This window comes from Cupriavidus sp. GW822-FHT02D05 (genome assembly GCF_058802485.1).
In genome coordinates, this window is sequence record NZ_JBXAOE010000002.1 from 315,218 (window position 1) to 334,115 (window position 18,898).

19 protein-coding genes are annotated in these 18,898 nt (G+C 67.6%); 14 read left to right on the plus strand and 5 right to left on the minus strand.

Going from position 1 to position 18,898, the window contains the following annotated elements; translation table 11 throughout:
- Positions 1-65: 65 nt before the first annotated feature.
- The 3 genes from wrbA (at position 66) to AC1RQK_RS03865 (ending at position 2,625) form a co-directional block, all read left to right on the plus strand.
- The gene (wrbA, locus tag AC1RQK_RS03855; RefSeq protein ID WP_043344989.1) at positions 66-671 is read left to right on the plus strand and encodes an NAD(P)H:quinone oxidoreductase; all 606 of its coding nucleotides are present in this window, start codon (positions 66-68) and stop codon (positions 669-671) included.
- Positions 668-1,117 (plus strand): DUF2069 domain-containing protein, encoded by a 450-nt coding sequence (locus tag AC1RQK_RS03860; RefSeq protein ID WP_492372626.1) that lies wholly within the window; start codon positions 668-670, stop codon positions 1,115-1,117. The genes wrbA and AC1RQK_RS03860 overlap by 4 nt, the downstream gene beginning before the upstream one ends.
- Before the next feature lie 86 nt (positions 1,118-1,203).
- On the plus strand, positions 1,204-2,625 hold the full coding sequence (locus AC1RQK_RS03865) for an FAD-binding oxidoreductase (protein WP_492807733.1): 1,422 nt from the start codon (positions 1,204-1,206) through the stop codon (positions 2,623-2,625).
- A gap of 21 nt (positions 2,626-2,646) precedes the next feature.
- On the opposite strand, the gene AC1RQK_RS03870 is transcribed toward AC1RQK_RS03865, so the two are convergent.
- The 5 genes from AC1RQK_RS03870 to AC1RQK_RS03890 all read right to left on the minus strand — a co-directional run bounded on the left by AC1RQK_RS03870 (position 2,647) and on the right by AC1RQK_RS03890 (position 6,208).
- Positions 2,647-3,453, minus strand: coding sequence for a DUF2145 domain-containing protein (locus AC1RQK_RS03870; RefSeq protein WP_492807735.1), 807 nt, complete (start codon positions 3,451-3,453; stop codon positions 2,647-2,649).
- Positions 3,454-3,464: 11 nt separating this feature from the next.
- The gene (locus tag AC1RQK_RS03875; protein WP_492807737.1) at positions 3,465-3,968 is read right to left on the minus strand and encodes a hypothetical protein; all 504 of its coding nucleotides are present in this window, start codon (positions 3,966-3,968) and stop codon (positions 3,465-3,467) included.
- A gap of 152 nt (positions 3,969-4,120) precedes the next feature.
- The gene (locus tag AC1RQK_RS03880; protein WP_492372630.1) at positions 4,121-4,663 is read right to left on the minus strand and encodes a gamma carbonic anhydrase family protein; all 543 of its coding nucleotides are present in this window, start codon (positions 4,661-4,663) and stop codon (positions 4,121-4,123) included.
- 193 nt (positions 4,664-4,856) lie between these two features.
- The gene (locus AC1RQK_RS03885) at positions 4,857-5,498 is read right to left on the minus strand and encodes a DsbA family protein (protein ID WP_492372631.1); all 642 of its coding nucleotides are present in this window, start codon (positions 5,496-5,498) and stop codon (positions 4,857-4,859) included.
- A gap of 59 nt (positions 5,499-5,557) precedes the next feature.
- On the minus strand, positions 5,558-6,208 hold the full coding sequence (locus AC1RQK_RS03890; protein WP_492807739.1) for a DsbA family oxidoreductase: 651 nt from the start codon (positions 6,206-6,208) through the stop codon (positions 5,558-5,560).
- A 226-nt stretch (positions 6,209-6,434) separates the two neighbouring features.
- Between AC1RQK_RS03890 and AC1RQK_RS03895 the strand changes: the two genes are divergently transcribed.
- From AC1RQK_RS03895 to AC1RQK_RS03945, 11 genes are all read left to right on the plus strand, one after another.
- Positions 6,435-7,592: an FAD binding domain-containing protein gene (locus AC1RQK_RS03895; protein ID WP_492372633.1), complete on the plus strand. Its 1,158-nt coding sequence runs from the start codon at positions 6,435-6,437 to the stop codon at positions 7,590-7,592.
- 153 nt (positions 7,593-7,745) lie between these two features.
- On the plus strand, positions 7,746-8,234 hold the full coding sequence (locus AC1RQK_RS03900) for a VOC family protein (protein ID WP_492372634.1): 489 nt from the start codon (positions 7,746-7,748) through the stop codon (positions 8,232-8,234).
- A 2-nt stretch (positions 8,235-8,236) separates the two neighbouring features.
- Positions 8,237-9,460, plus strand: a complete 1,224-nt coding sequence (locus AC1RQK_RS03905) for an FAD binding domain-containing protein (protein ID WP_492807740.1) — start codon at positions 8,237-8,239, stop codon at positions 9,458-9,460.
- Positions 9,461-9,509: 49 nt separating this feature from the next.
- Positions 9,510-9,872, plus strand: a complete 363-nt coding sequence (locus tag AC1RQK_RS03910) for a DUF485 domain-containing protein (protein WP_492372636.1) — start codon at positions 9,510-9,512, stop codon at positions 9,870-9,872.
- On the plus strand, positions 9,869-11,509 hold the full coding sequence (gene actP, locus AC1RQK_RS03915; RefSeq protein ID WP_492807742.1) for a cation/acetate symporter ActP: 1,641 nt from the start codon (positions 9,869-9,871) through the stop codon (positions 11,507-11,509). The genes AC1RQK_RS03910 and actP overlap by 4 nt, the downstream gene beginning before the upstream one ends.
- Positions 11,510-11,630: 121 nt before the next feature.
- Positions 11,631-12,314 (plus strand): TetR/AcrR family transcriptional regulator, encoded by a 684-nt coding sequence (locus AC1RQK_RS03920; RefSeq protein WP_492372638.1) that lies wholly within the window; start codon positions 11,631-11,633, stop codon positions 12,312-12,314.
- Positions 12,315-12,359: 45 nt separating this feature from the next.
- Entirely contained in the window at positions 12,360-13,283 is a 924-nt protein-coding gene (locus AC1RQK_RS03925; RefSeq protein WP_492372639.1) for a LysR family transcriptional regulator, read from the plus strand.
- A gap of 184 nt (positions 13,284-13,467) precedes the next feature.
- Positions 13,468-14,580, plus strand: coding sequence for an alkene reductase (locus AC1RQK_RS03930; RefSeq protein ID WP_492372640.1), 1,113 nt, complete (start codon positions 13,468-13,470; stop codon positions 14,578-14,580).
- Positions 14,581-14,848: 268 nt separating this feature from the next.
- A complete protein-coding gene (locus AC1RQK_RS03935) occupies positions 14,849-16,129 on the plus strand; it encodes a c-type cytochrome (RefSeq protein ID WP_492372641.1) in 1,281 nt (426 codons plus the stop codon).
- Positions 16,126-16,635: a (2Fe-2S)-binding protein gene (locus AC1RQK_RS03940; protein ID WP_492372642.1), complete on the plus strand. Its 510-nt coding sequence runs from the start codon at positions 16,126-16,128 to the stop codon at positions 16,633-16,635. Before AC1RQK_RS03935 ends, AC1RQK_RS03940 begins: the two co-directional genes overlap by 4 nt.
- A complete protein-coding gene (locus AC1RQK_RS03945; protein ID WP_492807746.1) occupies positions 16,632-18,896 on the plus strand; it encodes a xanthine dehydrogenase family protein molybdopterin-binding subunit in 2,265 nt (754 codons plus the stop codon). The genes AC1RQK_RS03940 and AC1RQK_RS03945 overlap by 4 nt, the downstream gene beginning before the upstream one ends.
- Positions 18,897-18,898: the final 2 nt, after the last annotated feature.

The following is an 18,898-nucleotide window of genomic DNA, read 5'->3' on the forward strand; positions in this document are numbered from 1 at the left end:
GCCTCCCGGGACCGCTCCATCCTGGCGCCTCCCCGGTTACACCGTCAGGCGCCGTAGCCCCGTCCATGACCGAACTCCTAGTCCTCTACTACAGCCGCCACGGCAGCACCCGCAAGCTGGCCGAACTCATCGCCACCGGCATCGACAGCGTGCCCGGCGCCCAGGCGCGCCTGCGCACGGTGCCGCCGGTCTCGACGGTGAGCGAAGCCACCGCCCCGGATATCCCCCCGCAAGGCCCGCCCTACGCGGAACTGCGCGACCTCGAGGAATGCGCGGGCCTGGCCCTGGGTAGCCCCACGCGCTTCGGCAACATGGCCGCGCCGATGAAGTACTTCCTCGATGGCACGGTGGCCCAGTGGCTGTCCGGCGCCCTCACCGGCAAGCCCGCCTGTGTGTTCACCGCCACCGGCAGCCTGCACGGGGGCCAGGAAACCACCTTGCTGTCCATGATGTTGCCCCTGCTGCATCACGGCATGCTGGTCATGGGCCTGCCTTATTCGGAAAGCGCGCTGATGACCACCACCGGTGGCGGCACGCCCTACGGCCCAAGCCACCACGCGCGCGTGGACAACAGCGCGCCGGTGTCCGAGGAGGAAGCCGCGCTCGCGCGCGCCATGGGCAAGCGCCTGGCCGAGACTGCGCTGCGCCTGGCTGGCGGGAGCCGCGCATGAGCGCCGCCCCGAAAGTCCCGGACGCGTCGCACGCCACGGCCCCGTCCGCCGCCAACGCCAGCGACGGCGCGCTGCACAATGCCGCCCTCTGGCGCCTGAGCGCCGGCAGCTTGATTGCGCTGATCGTGCTGTGCATCGCCTGGGAATGGTTCCTGGCGCCGCTGCGTCCGGGCGGCTCCTGGCTGATCCTCAAGTTCCTGCCCCTGCTGCTGCCGCTGCGCGGCGTGCTGACCCGCAACCGCTACACCATGCAGTGGTCGTCGATGCTGATCCTGCTGTTCTTCACCGAAGGCATCGTGCGTGCCACCAGCGACCGCGCCCCATCTTCCACGCTGGCGTGGACCGAGGTGGCGCTAACGCTGCTGTTCTTCTTCGGCACCATCCTCTACCTGCGCCCTTACAAGCGCCGCGCCAAGGCCCTGCAGCCGGCCAAGCCCGGCAAATGACCACGCCGGCGAGCTTGCCATCAGCCCGCACCGATCCATCTCAGCGCGGCCGCCCTCACAGCGGCCGCCCTCCCGGACCCACCGCCATGAACGCCTCGCACCTCGATTCCTTCCTTGCCCTGTGCCGCGCCGCGCTCGGTGAGCAGCACGTGCTGACCGACGCCGCCGATCAAGCCCCCTACCTGACCGACTGGCGCAAGCGCTACACGGGCGAGGCAGTGGCGGTGCTGCGGCCGGGCTCGGCGGAAGAAGTCGCCGCCGCCGTGCACGCCTGCCACGCACACAAGCTCGCCGTGGTGCCGCAAGGCGGCAATACGGGGCTATGCGGCGGCGCCACGCCGCAGGCGGACCAGGCTTCGGTGGTGATTTCGCTGCAACGCCTGAACCGCGTGCGGCAGGTGGACCCGCTCAACAACACCATCACCGTGGAAGCCGGCGTGATCCTGCAGCAGTTGCAGGACACCGCGCGCGAGCACGGGCGGCTGTTCCCGCTGAGCCTGGCCGCGGAAGGCAGTTGCACCATCGGCGGCAACCTCTCCACCAACGCCGGCGGCACCGCCGTGCTGCGCTATGGCAATACGCGTGAGCTTTGCCTGGGGCTGGAGGTGGTAACGCCTGCCGGCGAGATCTGGGACGGCCTGCGCGGCCTGCGCAAGGACAACACCGGCTACGACCTGCGCGACCTGTTCATCGGGGCGGAAGGCACGCTCGGCATCATCACCGCCGCTGTGATGAAGCTCTACCCGCTGCCGCGCGCTCGCGTCACCGCGCTGGCAGCCGTGGCCAACCCGCGCGCTGCGCTGGCCCTGCTGGCCATCGCCCAGCAGCGCGCAGGCGCCATGCTGACCGGCTTCGAGCTGATGTCCGAGCGGTGCCTGTCGCTGGTCACCACGCATTACCCGCAACTGCGCTATCCGTTCGACCGCCCGCACCCCCAAGTCGTGCTGCTGGAACTGTCCGACAACGAAAGCGAAGACCATGCGCGCGCGATCTTCGAAGCGCTGATGGAAACTGCCTTCGAAGCCGGCGTGGTGCAAGACGCGGTAGTCGCCGAATCCGTGCAGCAGTCACGCGACTTCTGGAACCTGCGCGAACATATCCCGCTCGCCCAGGTCGACGATGGCAAGAACATCAAGCACGACATCGCCGTGCCGATCTCGCGCATCGCCGACTTCATCGACACCACCGACGCCCTGATCCAGCATGCCTTCCCCGGCGCGCGCATGGTCACCTTCGGCCATCTCGGCGACGGCAACCTGCACTACAACGTGTCGCCGCCCGTGGGCGAAAGCCACGATGCCTTCCTCGGCAACTCGGAAGCCATCAACCTGATCGTGCATGACAGCGTGCACGCCCACCGCGGCTCGATCTCCGCCGAGCATGGGCTGGGCCAGCTCAAGCGCGAGGAAAACCGCCGCTACAAGAGCGGCGTGGAGCTGGCGATGATGCGGGCGATCAAGCAGGCGCTCGATCCCCAGGGGTTGATGAATCCGGGCAAGGTGATCTGACGGGAAACGCGCGCCGGTGGCTTAGCGCGCTGCCGGAATTTCCACGACCTGCCAGCCCTCGTTGCGGTCCGCCAGGAATCGCATCACGGAATCGACGGTGACGGTCCTGATGCGGTCGGAGAAGCGCAGTTCAGTGGGATGATCGTCAAAGGCCACGTTGGCCTTGAACACGCGGCCACCCAGGCGCTTGAACGTACCGATCTTCATCTCGGACGGCTGGTAACCGGCCAGCTTGAGCCAGGCCTGCGCCTGCTCGCGATTGACGATCTTGGCGTCCCTGGCTTCCACGGCTGCCAGCGTTTCCAGCACCCAGGTGTTGGAGTTCTGGTACTGCGTGGAGAATGGGTACGATACCAGGCTGTAGTTGACGTCGTGAACCGAGCGCAGGGCTGCGCCATCCTGCAGGCGCGGCAGCAGGCGATCGGCGATCTGCTTGGGAGGGACGATCAGGACGGCATCGTACGAGAACATATCGTCGAGGAAGAAATTGCCGACGCCCTCGTACCACAGATCCGACTGCGCGGTGCCACAGCTATTGAGCAAATGGGCAATGCGCCAACGCGCGTCCGCCGGGTTGCGGTAGATGATGCCGACGTGGCTGTATTTCAGCCCATAGCTGGACAGGTCCTGCCCCACCCGCCCCACCAGCGCCACGTTGTCCTGGCGCCGCTCCATCTCCGCCGTCACCTTTTGCGCCGTGGCCATGGCCTGGCGCAGCGTCTGCGTGCTGAGCGGCGTGTCTTCGCAGCTCTGCCCCGCCGACGCCAGCAGCGGAACCAGCAGCAAGGCGAGCAAGGCGCCGGTGCGCCCCATCCGGTTCAAGATCATGGCGCGCCCCTTCACGGCTTCGCGGCCGTGGGAACCCGCTCGCGATAAAGCAACGCCTCACCGATCGTATTGGGAATGAAGGCGAGCACCTTGCCTGACACCACCAGCACGGTGCCGGTCGAATCGGCCACGGCGTTCACGGTGGCGCCCACCGACACGCCCAGTTTCTCGAACCCGCTCTTGGCGACCTTGACCGAGGCCTTGCCCGCGGTGCTGACCGAGTCGAGGATCACCTCGACGGTATCCTTCCCGCCCTGCGCAATGCCGGAAACGACAAAGGCACTGCCCATGCCCGCCAGCAAGGAACCCTCCACCGGGCCCGCGCCACCGGTGCTGCCGGCCACGCTGACGACAGGCGCGGCGAGGATCGACAGCGTGCCAACGGACATTTGCTCCGACCCGCCCATATTTTCCGTGGACTGCGCACTGGCCGGCGCTACACAGAGCGACGCGCCAACGATGACCAGCAATGCAGAGATCGTTCGCACCGATACCTTGCCTTCATAGAAGTTCATTGTTCTTTTTTCTCGGAAATGTGATCTTCTATTGTAAAGGCAAAGCCCTCACAGGCAATGGCGTCTGCCTGGCGCTGGGCTGCGACCTGGAAGTCGCGGCGATCCTGGACAATAGCGGCCGGGATATCCCCGCGAACCAGGCAGGCAACCCGTCAGCCGCCCTTCAATGCCGCCACGTGCTGGTCCTTCAGCTTGACGTAATTGGCCGCCGTATAGCGAAAGAAGCCAAGCTCCTTCTCCGTCAGCGCCCTTGCCTCTTTCGCCGGGCTGCCGACATAGAGATGCCCGCTCTTGAGCACCTTGCCGGGAGGCACCAGGCTGCCGGCGCCGAGGATCACTTCATCCTCGATCACCGCGCCGTCCATCACGATGGTGCCCATGCCGATCAGGATGCGGCTGCCTACCGTGCAGCCATGCAGCAGCGCCTTGTGGCCGATCGTCACGTCGTCGCCGATGGTGAGCGCAAAGCCATCGGGATTGAACGGCCCGGCATGCGTGATGTGCAGCACGCTGCCGTCCTGCACGCTGGTGCGCGCGCCGATGCGAATGCGGTGCATGTCGCCACGAATGGTCACCAGCGGCCAGACGGAGCTGTCCGCGCCGATCTCTACGTCGCCGATCACGACGGCACTGGGGTCGACGAACGCGCGGTCGCCGAGTTGGGGGGCCTTGCCCTGGAAGCTGCGAATGGTCACGATGAAAGCCTGGATACGGAAAGTCGCCAATCAAGCGCGCGCTGCGGCGCCCGGATGGCGCCGGGTCAGCGTGGAGCGCGCCGGTGCGAGCATTCTAATCCGCCGGCTGGCTGCCCTGCAGCACAGCGCAGCGCCGCGTGATTCGCGTGGGCAAGGTGTCATCAAACAGCCCGAATTGCGCCGAAGCACGCACTCATTGCGCCAAAGCCTCCCCCATTGCCTTCTTGAACAACTCCGGCTTCCCGAAATACCGACCCAGGCGCAGTCTCGAGATCTTGCCGTCCTGCTCGATGGCCAGCGCCGGGTAGCCACGGCCGCCGATCTCCTCGAGTAGCGCCTGGGTCTGCTCGAAATGGTCCGGCAGCATCGCGCTCGCCTGGTCGTAGGCGTTTGCGAACGACGCAGCATCGAGCCCCAGTTCGTCGGCAATCTGGATCAGTTCCTTGCGCTCGGCGATCGGGCGTCCTTCGCGATAGTACGCAACCTGAAGGCGCTCCAGCATCTTCAGCCCTGCTCCGGCGACGGCTTCGGCGGCCAGCATCGCCGCGGTGGGCGGGCCGGAATCCAGCCTGACATCGTAGTCGAACTGCGTGCCCTGCTGGTACGTCTCGCTGAAAGGCTGCCCGCTGAGCGCGGTGATGCGCTCCTCGTGAGGGCGAACGAAATCGCGCCATTCGGCGGACATGTTCTGCGCCCGCTCTCCCGCCAGCATGCCGCCGCTGTGCGGCACCACCCTCAGGCCGGCTTCGTCGGCTGCCGACACGAGCGGCGCAAGCCCATAGCACCATCCGCAAAACGGGTCGTAGACGTAATGAAGCGTCGCTTGCTTGTTCATGTCTGTGTTCTCCAGATTCTCTGCGGCAGCCGCCCGGTGCGCGTGCTGCATGTTCACGATCAAATGGCCTCGGCCACGCCCGCCTGCAACGCCTTCTCCATGATCGAAGGCGGCTGCGCCCCAGCGATGACGGCGTTGCCGATCCGGATCGTGGGCACGGAGCGGACCCCCTCGCGCAGCGCCTTCGCCTGCGCCGCCACGATCTGCGCTTCGCCGTCGGTGCCAGACAGGTGATTGCGCACAGCTTGCGCATCGAAGCCGGCCGATACGGCCAGCGGCACGAGTACATCGATCAGGCCGATGTGCTCGCCGCGGGAGAAGTACGCAGCGAAGATGGCATCGAACAACGCCTCCGCCATGGCTGCGTCGCCGTTCTGTTGGGCGAATGCCATCAGCCGGTGCGCAAGCCGGGTATTGGGCGTGACCGTGATCAGGTCATAGTTGAAATCCAGTCCGGTGCGCCGGCCCATCGTCGTCACCTCTGCGTCCATGGACTGCGAGCGGGCCCAGCTGCCAAATTTCGCGCTACGGTAGGCCTTGCGGTCCGCGCCTTCCACCGGCATGTCCGGGTTGAGTTCGTAGGGCACATAGGAAATCGCGAGGGCGGCCTCGGTCGACATGCGCCCGATGGCGGCCTTCAGGTTGCGATGGCCGATCCAGCACCACGGGCAAATGAAGTCATAGGTGATCTGGGTGTCGATGGGTTTCATGACGGCTCCTTGCGTGAGTGATGCAGCCAGCGTAGACGGCGGCCCGCATCAGCGGAATGGCATGCCGGCGCAAACCTGCGTTGCCGGCGGCGCAACGCTGGGTTCGCGCGGCGAGTGCGCCACCCCGTTGCCGCCCACGCAAAACTGCTTTGCCCCCGCCAAGCATTCTCTGCGGACCCGGGCGCTTCTACGATGCAACGCATCCACTCGCACTCTGGAGCCACACATGAACACCAATGACGCATCCTCCGTCGGCCCGCGCAAGGCCCTGGTCATAGGCGGCTCGCTGGGCGGCCTGTTCACGGCCACCGCGCTGCGTGCCGTGGGCTGGCAGGTCGACGTGTTCGAGCGTTCGGCATCGGACCTCGACAGCCGTGGCGGCGGCATTGTCCTGCAGCCGGAGGTGCTGCGGGCGTTCTCGTTCGCCGGCATCGCCGCGCACGGCGCGCTGGGTGTGCGCTCGCACGACCGGCTGTTCCTGGACCAAGGCGGCCACGTGCTCCACCGCCAGCGCATGCCGCAGACACAGACCTCGTGGAACACGCTGTATTCCACCCTGCTCGATCATTTCCCGGCGGCGCACTATCATCGCGGTGCCGCGCTCACCGCTATCGCGCAGGACGAGCACGGCGTTTGCGCCACGTTTGCCGATGGACGCCAGGCGTGCGGCGAGCTGCTGGTCGGTGCCGACGGCGCCGGCTCTACCGTGCGCGGGATCGTGCTGCCCGGCGTCGCCCCCGCCTATGCCGGCTATGTCGTCTGGCGTGGCCTGGTCGACGAGGGCCTTCTGCCCGAATCGGCCAGGCCGCTGCTGCACGAGAACTTCGTGTTCCAGCAAGACCGCGACTCGATGATGCTGCAGTACATGGTGCCCGGCGCCGACGGCGCCACGGCGCCCGGACGGCGCCGCTTCAACTGGCTCTGGTACCTGAAGGCCGAGCCCGGCGCTGCGCTCGATGCCGTGCTCACCGATCGCGACGGAAAACGCCGCGGCCATTCGATCCCGCCGGGCATGTTGTCGGCTGAGCAAGAGCGTTGGTTTCGCCAGACCGCGGCCGCGCGCGCCAACCCCTCGTTCCGCGCGCTGATCGATAACACCGATCAGATCTTCGTCCAGGCCATCCAGGACCTGCAGGTGCCACGCATGGTGTTCGGCCGCGTGCTGCTGACCGGCGATGCCGCCTTCATTCCCCGCCCCCATACCGCCGGCAGCACCGCCAAGGCCGCAGCCAATGCCGTGGCGCTGGCCAAGGCGCTCGACGGCACGGCCGACCCGGACCAGGCGCTGCAGCGCTGGCAGCAGGGTGAACACGCACAAGGCGAGCAGATGACCCAGTGGGGCATTCGCATGGGCAACCGCATCATGGGGATCGCACTGCACTAAGGCACAGGGCTGCGCCGCGAAGAAGTGGCGCAGCCGGCATGCACTCCGCCGATCAGGGTAAGTACTCCCCTTTTTTGCTCTTGGCCGTTCCACGCAGCCGACCTACAATTTATCACACGATCACTAATCGATCGATCAATAGCAGAGGCACCCATGACCATCCGCAAACTCGCACACTTCTCGATCCGCACCACGGACCTCGAGCAATCCTGCGCCTTCTACGAACGCATTCTCGGATTCAGGCGAGGCTATCGCCCGCCCTTCGATTTCCCCGGCGCCTGGCTGTACATGGGCGGGGACGAAGGTGATTTCGGCACAGTCCACATCATCGGTGCCGACCCTGGCAACCCCGGCGGACTGTCCGCCTACCTCGGCGACCGCGCCCCCTCGGCGGCTGGCACCGGCGCCCTCGACCACATTGCGTTCCTGGCCACCGGCGTGGCGCAGATGTGGGCGAAGCTGGCAGCCGAGGGCATCCCGTGGCGCGACCGCACCGTCCCCAGCCTGGGCCTGCACCAGGTGTTCATCGAGGACCCTTCCGGCGTCACCATCGAACTGAACTACCCCGCCGCCGAGGTGGCGGGCCTTGAAATCCCGGGCAACGGCGCGCGCGCGCCCCACCCCGAAGTGGCAGGAGACTGATCATGACGACCCTATCGACACGGCCGAAGGCCATCATCGTGGGCGGCTCGCTGGGCGGACTGTTCGCGGCCAACCTGCTCGCCCGCGCCGGGTGGGAAGTGGAGGTATGCGAGCGCGTTCCCGAAGCCCTTGCCGGACGCGGCGCGGGCATCGTCACGCATCCGGAATTGTTCGAGGTCCTGGCCGCCGCCGGGGTCGAGGTGGACGATTCCATCGGCGTGCAGGTGAAGTCCCGGCTGACGCTGGGCCAGGACGGCAGCGTGCTGTCGCAGCGTGAGCTGCCGCAAACGTTGACGGCATGGGGCAAGATGTACCACGTGCTGCGCTCCGCCTTCACCGGGGGCACCTACCGTACGGGCGCCAATGTGGTGTCGGTGCGCAGCGAGCCCGGCCGCGCCGTGGTGATGCTGGACGACGGCTCGATCCATCACGCCGATCTTGTCATCGCCGCGGACGGTTTCCGCTCCGCGCTGCGCGAGTGCCTGTTGCCCGAGTCCCGGCTCCAGTACGCTGGCTACATCGCCTGGCGCGGCCTGGTGGACGAAACGAGCCTGAGCGAAGCCACGCGCGACATGCTGTTCGAGAAGTTCGCCTTCTGCCTGCCGCCGCGCGAGCAGATCCTCGGCTACCCGGTGGCGGGCCAGGGCAACAGCACCCGGGTTGGCGAGCGCCGCTACAACTTCGTGTGGTACCGCGCCACCAGCGAAGACGTGGACCTGCCCGACCTGCTGACCGACGCCAGCGGCAAGCGCTGGTCCGGCGGCATCCCGCCGGGGCTGATCCGCCCGGACGTGCTTGCCAGCATGGAGGAAGCCGCGCTGGCCAACCTGGCGCCCCAGTTCGGCGAGGTCGTGACCAAGGCCGCGCAGCCGCTGTTCCAGCCCATCTTTGACCTTGAGGTGCCGCGCATGGCCTTCGGCCGCGTGGCGCTGCTCGGCGACGCCGCCTTCGTGGCGCGCCCGCACTGCGGCATGGGTGTGACCAAGGCCGCGGGCGACGCCATCTCGCTGGTCAAGGCCCTGCAAGCGCATGACAGCGTCAGTGCCGCACTGGAAAGCTACAGCGACGAGCGCGTGCAGGTGGGCGCGGCCATCGTCCAGCACGCGCGCCACCTCGGCGCCTATATGCAGGCGCAGCTCAAGAACGAGACCGACCGCCAGATGGCCGAGCGCTATCGCACGCCGGAAGCCGTGATGCGCGAGACGGCGGTATCGACGCGCTTCTGAGCGCGCCGCCGCCCTCCCGCCAGACCAACCGCCCCCAACGGAGACAACCTTGGAACACACCGCCCCCACCTTTGCCGCAGCCGCCCGCGAAAGCGCCGCGCCCGCTGCGCCCCCACCGAATCCCCTGCTCGCCAATCCGGCATTCCAGTCCCTGGTGCGCGCGCGGCGCAGGTTCGCGTGGGCCCTGACCGCCATCATGCTGGCGGTGTACTTCGGCTACATCCTCACGCTCGCCTTCCGGCCCGCGCTGCTGGGCCGCCAGCTGACCCTGGGCCAGCCCATGAGCGTGGGCATTCCCGTGGGCTTCGGCATGTTCGCGCTGACCTTCCTGCTGGTTGCGGTGTACGTGCATCGCACCAACACCGTGTATGACCAGCGGATCAGCGAAATCAAGCAAGGGGCAGCAAAATGAAGCAAGCCAACCTCTGCGCCATCGGCGCTGCCCTGTTGCTCACCGCGTTGCCAGCCTTTGCGGCGTCGAGCTCGGTGGGCCAGGGCATGAACGTCATCGCCATCGCCATGTTCCTGATGTTCGTCGCCGCCACGCTCGTGGTCACGCGCTGGGCGGCCAGGAGCAACCACAGCGTGGCCGACCACTATGCAGCCGGCGGCAAGATCACCGCCCTGCAGAACGGCTGGGCCATTGCCGGCGACTACATGTCGGCGGCCTCCCTGCTGGGCATCTCCGCGCTGGTCTTTACCAGCGGCTACGACGGCCTGATCTACTCCATCGGCTTTCTCGCCAGCTGGCCGATCATCCTGTTCCTGATCGCCGAGCCACTGCGCAACCTGGGCCGCTTCACGCTGGCGGACGTGGTCTCATACCGCCTGCAGCAGCGCCCCATCCGCGCGTTCTCCGCGTCCAGTTCCATCGTCATCGTGCTGCTGTACCTGGTGTCGCAGATGGTGGGGGCCGGCAAGCTGGTGGAGCTGCTGTTCGGCTTCAGCTACACGGCGGCGGTGGTGCTGGTCGGCGTGCTGATGGTGGTCTATGTGTTCTTCGGCGGCATGCTGGCCACCACCTGGATCCAGATCATCAAGGCAGTGCTGCTGCTGGCCGGCGCCGCCTTCATGGCATTCATGGTCATGAGCCGCTTCGGCTTCAGCCTGAATGCGCTGTTCGGGCAGGCCATCGAGGCCCACGGCAAGCATGCGGCCATCATGCGCCCGGGCGGTCTGGTCTCCGATCCCGTCTCGGCGGTATCGCTCGGCCTGGCACTGATCTTCGGCACCGCCGGCCTGCCGCATATCCTGATGCGCTTCTTCACCGTCGGCGACGTCAAGGCGGCACGCAAGAGCATCCTGTACGCCACCGGCATCGTCGGCATCGGCTACGCGCTGATCATCATCATCGGCTTCGGCACCATCGCGCTGGTGGCCAGCGATCCGGCCTACCACACGCCCGCTGGCGCGGTGATCGGCGGCGTCAACATGGTGGCCGTGCACCTGGCCCATGCCGTCGGCGGCAACCTCTTCCTCGGCTTCATCTGCGCGGTAGCGTTCTCGACCATCCTGGCCGTGGTGGCGGGGCTGACGCTGGCGGGTTCCTCCGCCATCTCGCACGACCTCTATGCCAAGGTTCTGCGCCAGGGCAACGCCACCGACAAGGAGGAGATGCGCGTCTCCCGGATGACCACGCTGGTGCTGGGCGTACTGTCCATCCTGCTTGGCATCCTGTTCGAGAAGCAAACCATTGCCTTTATCGTCAGCCTGACCTTTTCGATCGCCGCCAGCTCGAATTTCCCGGTGCTGCTGCTGTCGATCTACTGGCGCGGACTGACCACGCGGGGCGCTGTGGTGGGCGGCTCTCTCGGCTTGCTAACCGCGGTGGTGCTGACGGTGCTGAGCCCGACCGTATGGGTGCAGGTGCTTGGCCATGCGAGCGCCATCTACCCCTACGAGTATCCGGCGCTGTTCTCCATGCTGGTGGCCTTTGCCGGCATTTACGTGTTCTCGGTCACCGACCGGTCCGCGCGCGGTGCGCGCGAACGCGGCGCCTTCAACAATCAGCTGGTCGATTGTGAGCTTGGGCTGATCAAGCCGCAGTAGGTCCCGTGTCCTGTGCTGCCGGCCCCACTGCCGGCAGCCCGCCCGCGCCTCACAATTTATCACCCGATTGGTACAATGCCGCAAACGCTCCGCACGGGACGTGCCGGTCACAGGTGAACGAATGAAACGAGACACAACGCCGACGCAGACCCCTGCCCCGGCCAAGACCGCAAAACGGCTGCTCCCCGAAGAGCGGGAGCAGCAGATCGTGCAGAAGGCCATCGAGCACTTCACGCGCAACGGATTCTCCGGCAGCACGCGCGATCTCGCCAAGCAGATTGGCGTCACCCAGCCCTTGCTGTACCGCTACTTCTCCAGCAAGGAGGCGCTGATCGACCGGGTCTACAGCGAAGTGTTCCAATGGCGGCCCGACTGGGAACGCCAGATCGCCGATCGCGCTACGCCGCTGACCGAACGGCTGTATGCGTTCTACCTCGACTATGCGTCCGTGATCCTGCGCGAGGAATGGATCCGGGTCTTCATCTTTGCCGGCCTCACGCGCGAAGGCATCAACAACAAGTACCTCAACAAGCTGCGCAGCAAGGTCTTCCTGCCCGTGCTGGCCGAAGTGCGCGCCGCGTACGGCATCCCGGAGCCGCGCAATGCGGCCGAGCTGGAGGCCGAGGTCGAGATGATCTGGGGCCTGCACGCGGCCATCTTCTATCTCGGCGTGCGCAAATGGGTCTATGGCCTCAAGGTGCCCGCGGACATCAACGCCGTGATCCGCCGCAAGGTAGACATGTTTCTCCACGGCGCGCCTGCCGTCATGCGTTCCCTGCGTGCGCCCGACAAGCCCGGCAACTGATCCCCCGCAGGGATAGACGACACCATTACCGCTGGAGTCTTACCTATGGACAAGCTGCTGGCATTGAAGCTGTTCGTCGAGACCGTCGACGCCAAGGGGTTCTCGTCCGCCGCGCGGCGGGTCAACCTGGCCACGTCATCGGTGACCCGTATGATGGACAGCCTGGAGGAGGAGCTGGGCACCGTGCTGCTGAACCGGTCGACACGACAGGTAACGGTGTCCGAGGCCGGCGCGGCCTACTACCAGCGGGCGCGCAAGATCCTCGACGCGGTGGCGGAAGCCGATGCGCTGATCGCCGACCGTGGCGATACGCCGGTGGGCCAGCTTCGCGTGTCGCTGCCGGTGGCGTTCGGGCGCCGCTGCATCGCGCCGTTCCTCGGCAGCCTGATCGCGCAGTATCCAAAGCTGGAACTGGAAGTCACGCTGACCGACGAGATTGTCGACCTGCTTGGCGAACGCATCGATCTATCCATCCGCCTGGGCAGCGCCGCGTCGCTCGATGAAGTGGTGGCGCGTCAGATCGGCACGTTCCGGCGCAGGGTGGTGGCAAGTCCTGGCTATCTGCAGCAGCGCGGCATCCCCACCGCGCCGGCGGAGCTCGCCGGGCACGCGTGCCTGCGCTTCACGTACGGCGCGGGCCAGCAGATGTGGACCTTGCTGCGCGGCACCGAGGAAGTCCAGGTGCCCGTTCCGGGCACCTTCAAGAGCAACAACGCCGAAGTGCTACGCGAACTGGCGCTGGCCGACGGCGGCATCGCGCTGCTGCCCGACTGGCTGGTCGACGACGATATCCAGAGCGGGCGGCTGACCGCACTCCTGGAAGACTGGACCGTCAACCCCAACCGCGCCAGTTCGGCCATCACCGCGCTCTACCTGCCCAACCAGCGCGGCTCGCGGCGCATCGCCGCCTTCCTCGACTTTCTCTCGCGGATTCCCGGGCCGACCGGCCGGAACGAAGCGGGCGCCTGACGCCCCCTTGCCGCTTTCTCCTTTCCCCTTGCCGCCAGCGCAACGCAACGTTGCGCGGTGGCCCGATTCTCCGGCGACGGGTTAGCACCTAACCTTCAGGTCATCTCTTTTCGAGACAGCCAGCGCGGCGCAAAGGCAAGCCTGCTGCCGCCGACCGACCCATCGCACCTGACGGAGAACCATCGTGACCCACCATCTCTTCACCCCCGTTCGCCTCGGCAACCATACCCTGGCGCATCGCGTTGCCATGGCGCCGCTGACGCGCTCGCGTGCCGGCCAGCCCGGCAACGTGCCCACCGGCATGAATGTCGAGTACTACCGGCAGCGTGCCGGCGCGGCGCTGATCGTCACCGAAGCCACGCAGATCTCGCAGCAGGGACAGGGCTACGCCTGGACACCGGGCATCCATAGCGAGGCGCAAATCCAGGGATGGCAGGCGGTCAGCGACGCCGTGCATGGGCAAGGCGGCATCATCTTCATGCAACTGTGGCACGTCGGCCGCGTCTCGCACCCGGTATTCCAGCCCGGCGGCGCGCTGCCAGTGGCGCCCAGCGCCCTGCCCGTCCCCGGCAAGACCTTCATTATCGACGCGCAGGGCAACGGCGCCTGGGGCGACGTGCCAGTGCCACAGGCGCTGACCCTGGACGGCATCCACGATATCGTGTCCGACTACCGGCACGCCGCGCGCAACGCCATGGCTGCCGGCATGGACGGCGTGGAGATCCACGCCGGCAACGGCTACCTGCTCGACCAGTTCATCAACTCCAACAGCAACCAGCGCGACGACGCCTACGGTGGCAGCATCGAGAACAGGGCACGGCTGCTGCTGGAGGTGGTGGACGCGATCGCGGCGGAGGTGGGGCCCGCGCGCGTTGCCGTGCGGCTGACGCCCATGGGGCGCTTCATGGGCATGGGAGATGCATCGCCTGAAGAGACCTTCGGCTATATCGTGCGCCAGCTCGACACCCGGGGCCTGGCCTACCTGCACCTGGTGGAGCCGGCCATGGTCGGCACCGTCAAGGAGGAGCACGCCGATCCCCGCTGGGACGCGATCATCCGGCAACTGCGCGCGGCCTACCGCGGCGTGCTGATGCTGGCGGGCGGCTACGGCCGCGACAGCGCCGAACACGCGCTCGCCAGCGGCCGCGCCGACATCATCGCCTTCGGCCGCCCGTTCATCGCCAATCCCGATCTGCCCGCCCGGCTGCGCGGCGGCCTGCCCCTGAACGCGCCAGATGCCACGTCATTCTTCGGCGGCGGTGCCGGAGGCTACACCGATTACCCGGCCGCGGCGTGAATGCGGGTAGCCGGCAGGCGATCGGCGTGCTCGGCCGGGTCGAGCACCGCCCGCCGCGCCATCGCGCTAGCCCCCCCTCTCATACTTTGGTTTGGGCGTCACAGACCACTCGTCTGATTGTTGCCGGTCGACACGGCTCCTACCATGCGAGTTGAGCCGCGCCTTCCCGCCGCTGCCAGAGGTCCCGATGCATGGAATGCGCACCGCGGGCCTCTATCGACACAAGGATTCCCGCAATGAACCGGCATCGACTCCCGGCAGGCCAGGCATGAAACGCCGGCCCATCCTTCTCGCTGCGGCAGGGGCAGCGGCTGTTGCCCTGCTGGCTGCCGCCGGCATCATGTGGGAGCCGGCCATCGCGCCGATCGCCGCGCCCGCGCCGGCTTCCTTCGAGCGGGCGCTGACACTGGAGGGCGCCCGCGTGGTCGCGCTCGGCGACTGCGCGGTATGCCATACGGCCAAGGGCGGCCAGCCCTTCGCCGGCGGCCTGCCGCTGGTCACGCCGTTCGGCACCATCTACTCGACCAACATCACGCCCGATGCGCAAACCGGCATCGGCAACTGGTCGTTGGACGCCTTCATGCGTGCCATGCGGCGCGGCATCGCGCGCGACGGCCACCAGCTCTATCCGGCGTTTCCGTACATCCACTTCACCAGGATGTCGGACCGCGAGATCGAGGCGGCCTATGCCTACCTGATGCGGCGCGAGCCCGTAACTGCCAGGCCGCCCGCCAATGCACTGATCTTCCCGCTCAACTTCCGGCCCCTGGTCGCCTTCTGGAACGTGCTGTTCCTTCGACCCGGTGAAGCACAACACGATCCAGCGCAGGATGAAGCCTGGAACCGCGGCCGCCTGCTGGTGGACGGACTTGGCCACTGCGCCGCCTGCCACTCTCCGCTCAATGCGATCGGCGGGGAAAAACCGGGCCGCGCCTTCGCCGGCGGCGTGGTGGACAACTGGGAAGCGCCACCGCTGAATCGCCTGGCGGGCGGGCCCGTGCCCTGGACCAAGGCGCAGCTAAGCACATACCTGCGCACCGGCATCTCCGCGGCGCATGGCGCGGCAGCCGGGCCGATGCTGCCAGTCACGCTCGAACTGGCCACCGTGCCAGAGGCGGACGTCGATGCCATTGCGAGCTATCTGATGTCGCTGCGCAAGCCAGCATCCGCGCCCGCCGTGGTGCCGGTGTCGGCGGCCGTGACCGACCAGTCCGCCATCGCGCGCGGCGCGGCGCTCTTCACCGGAGCGTGCGCCGCCTGCCATGGTCCCGGCTCGCCAATGCAAAGCGTGGGGGCCCGGCCCAGCCTCGCCACCAGTTCCGCGGTCAACGCGAGCACGCCGCGCAACGCCATCCAGATGATGCTGCAAGGCGTGGCGTGGAACGGCGAGGACGCGATGCACTACATGCCAGCGTTCGCGCAAGCCTTCGACGACCAGCAACTTGCCGACCTGGCGGCCTACCTGCGCGCCACCTACACCCGGCAGCCGCCGTGGACCGGCGTGCAGGACACCATCGCCAACCTCAGGAAAGGGGACGAATCGAGATGATCAAGCTCACCGTCAACGGCGCCAGCCACGCGCTGGACATCGATCCGTCCACGCCGCTGCTCTATGCCCTGCGCGACGAGCTGCACCTACACGGCGCCAAGTTCGGCTGCGGCCTGGGCCAGTGCGGCGCCTGCACCGTCATCGTCGGCGACCGCGCGGTGTTTTCGTGCCTGATGCCGGTGGCATCGATCGGCGCCCGGCCGGTGCGCACCATCGAGAGCCTGGGCACCGCCGACAGGCCGGGGCCCTTGCAGAAGGCGTTCATCGACCACCAAGCGGCGCAATGCGGCTACTGCATCGCTGGCATGATCATGCGCGCGCAGGCCCTGCTGGAGGTCAACGCGCATCCCACCGAGGCCGAGCTGCGCGCGCACATGGAACCCAACCTGTGCCGGTGCGGCACCCATATGCGCATCCTGGCGGCCATCCGCGCCGTGGCCGGCACGCCTGGCGCCATGCGCCCGGGCGGGGTCAAGGCCGAGAGCAGCAATGAGGGGGCGCGATGAGCGGCCATGACGACCACATCGACCTGGGTCGCCGCACCTTCCTGGTCTCGGGTTCGCTGGTGGTGGGCTTCACGCTGCTGCCGGGACGCGAGGCCATGGCGCAGACCGTGCTGGCCGACGAGGGCGCGGCCGTGCAGATCGCGCGGCAATACCAGGCGCTGGCGGGCAGCCTGAAGACCAACCCCTATCTCGACGCCTGGATCAGGATCGCCCCCGACAACCAGGTCACGGTGTACACCGGCAAGGTCGAGCTGGGCACTGGTGTGCGCACCGCGCTGCTGCAGGTGGCAGCGGAAGAACTGCAGATGGCGCCCGCGCTGATCACCTTCCTGAGCGCCGATACCGGCCGTTCGCCGGACGAAGGGCTGACCGCCGGCAGCCACACCATGGCCGACAGCGGCAGCGCCCTGCTCAACGCGGCGGCCCAGGTGCGCGGGCTGCTGACCGACGCCGCCGCGCGGCAGCTGCGTGTCAATGCGGCGTCGCTGTCGGTCGGCAATGCGCGCATCACGGCCCCCGACGGGCGCTCACTGTCGTTCGGCGAACTGCTGCCTACGGTGAACCTGCACCGCGCGGCAACGCCCGCCTCGCCGCTGCGCGACCCCAAGTCGTTCTCCGTGATCGGCACGCCGATGCCTCGGCTGGACATTCCCGGCAAGGTCACCGGCAAGCCGAGCTATGTCCAGGACCTGGCCATGCCGGGCATGGTGCATGCGCGCGTGGTGCTGCCGCCTGCCTATGACGCTGCCCTGTTGTCGGTCGACGAGACCGCGGTCAAGTCCATGCCCGGCGTGATCGCCGTCGTGCGCGACGGCAACCTGCTCGCCGTGGTAGCCGCGGGAGAATGGCAGGCGGTACTGGCTCAGCGCGCGCTCGGCGCCGCCTGCCGCTGGAGCAAGGGGCGCGCGCTGCCCCGCCCCGCCGACGTGATCGCGCAGCTCAAGCAGCTCGCCACGCAGCACATCGAGATCGCCAACACGCGGAGCGCTGTGCCGGCAGGCACCAGGACGCTGGCCGCCAGCTATTCCAAGCACTACCTGATGCACGGATCGATCGGCCCCTCGTGCGCCGTCGCGCAGATGCAGGACGGCGTACTGACCGTATGGACCCACTCCCAGGGCGTCTACCCGCTGCGCGACGGCCTGGCCGAGATGCTGTCGATGCCCAAGGACAAGCTGCGCTGCATCCACGTGGAAGGCTCGGGATGCTACGGGCACAACGGCGCCGACGACGCCGCCGCGCATGCCGCCTATCTGGCCCGCGCCCTGCCGGGAAAGCCGGTGCGCGTGCAATGGATGCGTGACCAGGAGAACCTGTGGGACCACTTCACGCCGGCCATGGTCACCGAGGTCCAGGCCTCGCTCGACGCCGGTGGCCATATCGTCGACTGGGACTACGCGCTGTGGAGCAGCTCGCATAACGAGCGCGTGGTCAACGCGGGCCGGCTGCTGCCCGCCACCCAGCTGGCCAGGCCCTTCGTCCCCGCGCCCTCGGTCCCGATGCTGCAGCCCGAAGGCGGCGGCGACCGCAACGCGATTCCGCTCTACCAGCTCCCGGCCTCGCACATCGTCAACCACTTCTCGCCGACCATGCCGCTGCGCACCTCGGCGATGCGCTCGCTGGGCGCGCACATGAACGTCTTCTCGATCGAGAGCTTCATGGACGAACTGGCCGCCGCGGCCAGCACCGACCCCGTGGCGTTCCGGCTGCGGCATCTGGAAGACCCGCGCGCGCGTGACGTGATCCAGCTTGCCGCCGCCAGGTTCGGCTGGCCCCGGCGCGGCCGCAAGCCCGGCCACGGCGTCGGCTTCGCGTTCGCCAGGTACAAGAACCTGATGGGCTATATGGCGATCGCGCTGGAGATCTCGGTGGTGCGCGACACGGGACTGGTGCGCCTGGAGCATGCGGAGGTGGCCGTCGATTGCGGGCAGATCGTCAATCCGGATGGCGTGCGCAACCAGATCGAGGGCGGCGTCCTGCAGGCCGCGAGCTGGACGCTTTACGAGCAGCTGCGCTTTGACACCGGCGGCATCGGCAGCTTCGATTGGAGTGCCTATCCGATCATGCGCTTCTCCGCCGTGCCCACCACCGTCAACGTGCACCTGATCGACCGCCCCGGCGCGCCGTTCCTCGGCGTGGCCGAAGCCGCGATGGGACCCACCGCGGGCGCCATCGGCAACGCCCTGTTCGATGCCACCGGCAAGCGCCTGCGCGACATGCCGCTGGGCGGCGAGCGGCTGCGCAGGGAAATCGCGCCGTAGCG

Coding starts and splice junctions, on each gene's coding strand:
- AC1RQK_RS03940 (WP_492372642.1), top strand. CDS start 16,126: ATGATCAAGCTCACCGTCAACGGCGCCAGCCACGCGCTGGACATCGAT.
- actP (WP_492807742.1), top strand. CDS start 9,869: ATGAAGCAAGCCAACCTCTGCGCCATCGGCGCTGCCCTGTTGCTCACC.
- AC1RQK_RS03920 (WP_492372638.1), top strand. CDS start 11,631: ATGAAACGAGACACAACGCCGACGCAGACCCCTGCCCCGGCCAAGACC.
- AC1RQK_RS03900 (WP_492372634.1), top strand. CDS start 7,746: ATGACCATCCGCAAACTCGCACACTTCTCGATCCGCACCACGGACCTC.
- AC1RQK_RS03890 (WP_492807739.1), bottom strand. CDS start 6,208: ATGAAACCCATCGACACCCAGATCACCTATGACTTCATTTGCCCGTGG.
- AC1RQK_RS03925 (WP_492372639.1), top strand. CDS start 12,360: ATGGACAAGCTGCTGGCATTGAAGCTGTTCGTCGAGACCGTCGACGCC.
- AC1RQK_RS03865 (WP_492807733.1), top strand. CDS start 1,204: ATGAACGCCTCGCACCTCGATTCCTTCCTTGCCCTGTGCCGCGCCGCG.
- wrbA (WP_043344989.1), top strand. CDS start 66: ATGACCGAACTCCTAGTCCTCTACTACAGCCGCCACGGCAGCACCCGC.
- AC1RQK_RS03905 (WP_492807740.1), top strand. CDS start 8,237: ATGACGACCCTATCGACACGGCCGAAGGCCATCATCGTGGGCGGCTCG.
- AC1RQK_RS03885 (WP_492372631.1), bottom strand. CDS start 5,498: ATGAACAAGCAAGCGACGCTTCATTACGTCTACGACCCGTTTTGCGGA.
- AC1RQK_RS03945 (WP_492807746.1), top strand. CDS start 16,632: ATGAGCGGCCATGACGACCACATCGACCTGGGTCGCCGCACCTTCCTG.
- AC1RQK_RS03935 (WP_492372641.1), top strand. CDS start 14,849: ATGAAACGCCGGCCCATCCTTCTCGCTGCGGCAGGGGCAGCGGCTGTT.
- AC1RQK_RS03860 (WP_492372626.1), top strand. CDS start 668: ATGAGCGCCGCCCCGAAAGTCCCGGACGCGTCGCACGCCACGGCCCCG.
- AC1RQK_RS03895 (WP_492372633.1), top strand. CDS start 6,435: ATGAACACCAATGACGCATCCTCCGTCGGCCCGCGCAAGGCCCTGGTC.
- AC1RQK_RS03875 (WP_492807737.1), bottom strand. CDS start 3,968: ATGAACTTCTATGAAGGCAAGGTATCGGTGCGAACGATCTCTGCATTG.
- AC1RQK_RS03870 (WP_492807735.1), bottom strand. CDS start 3,453: ATGATCTTGAACCGGATGGGGCGCACCGGCGCCTTGCTCGCCTTGCTG.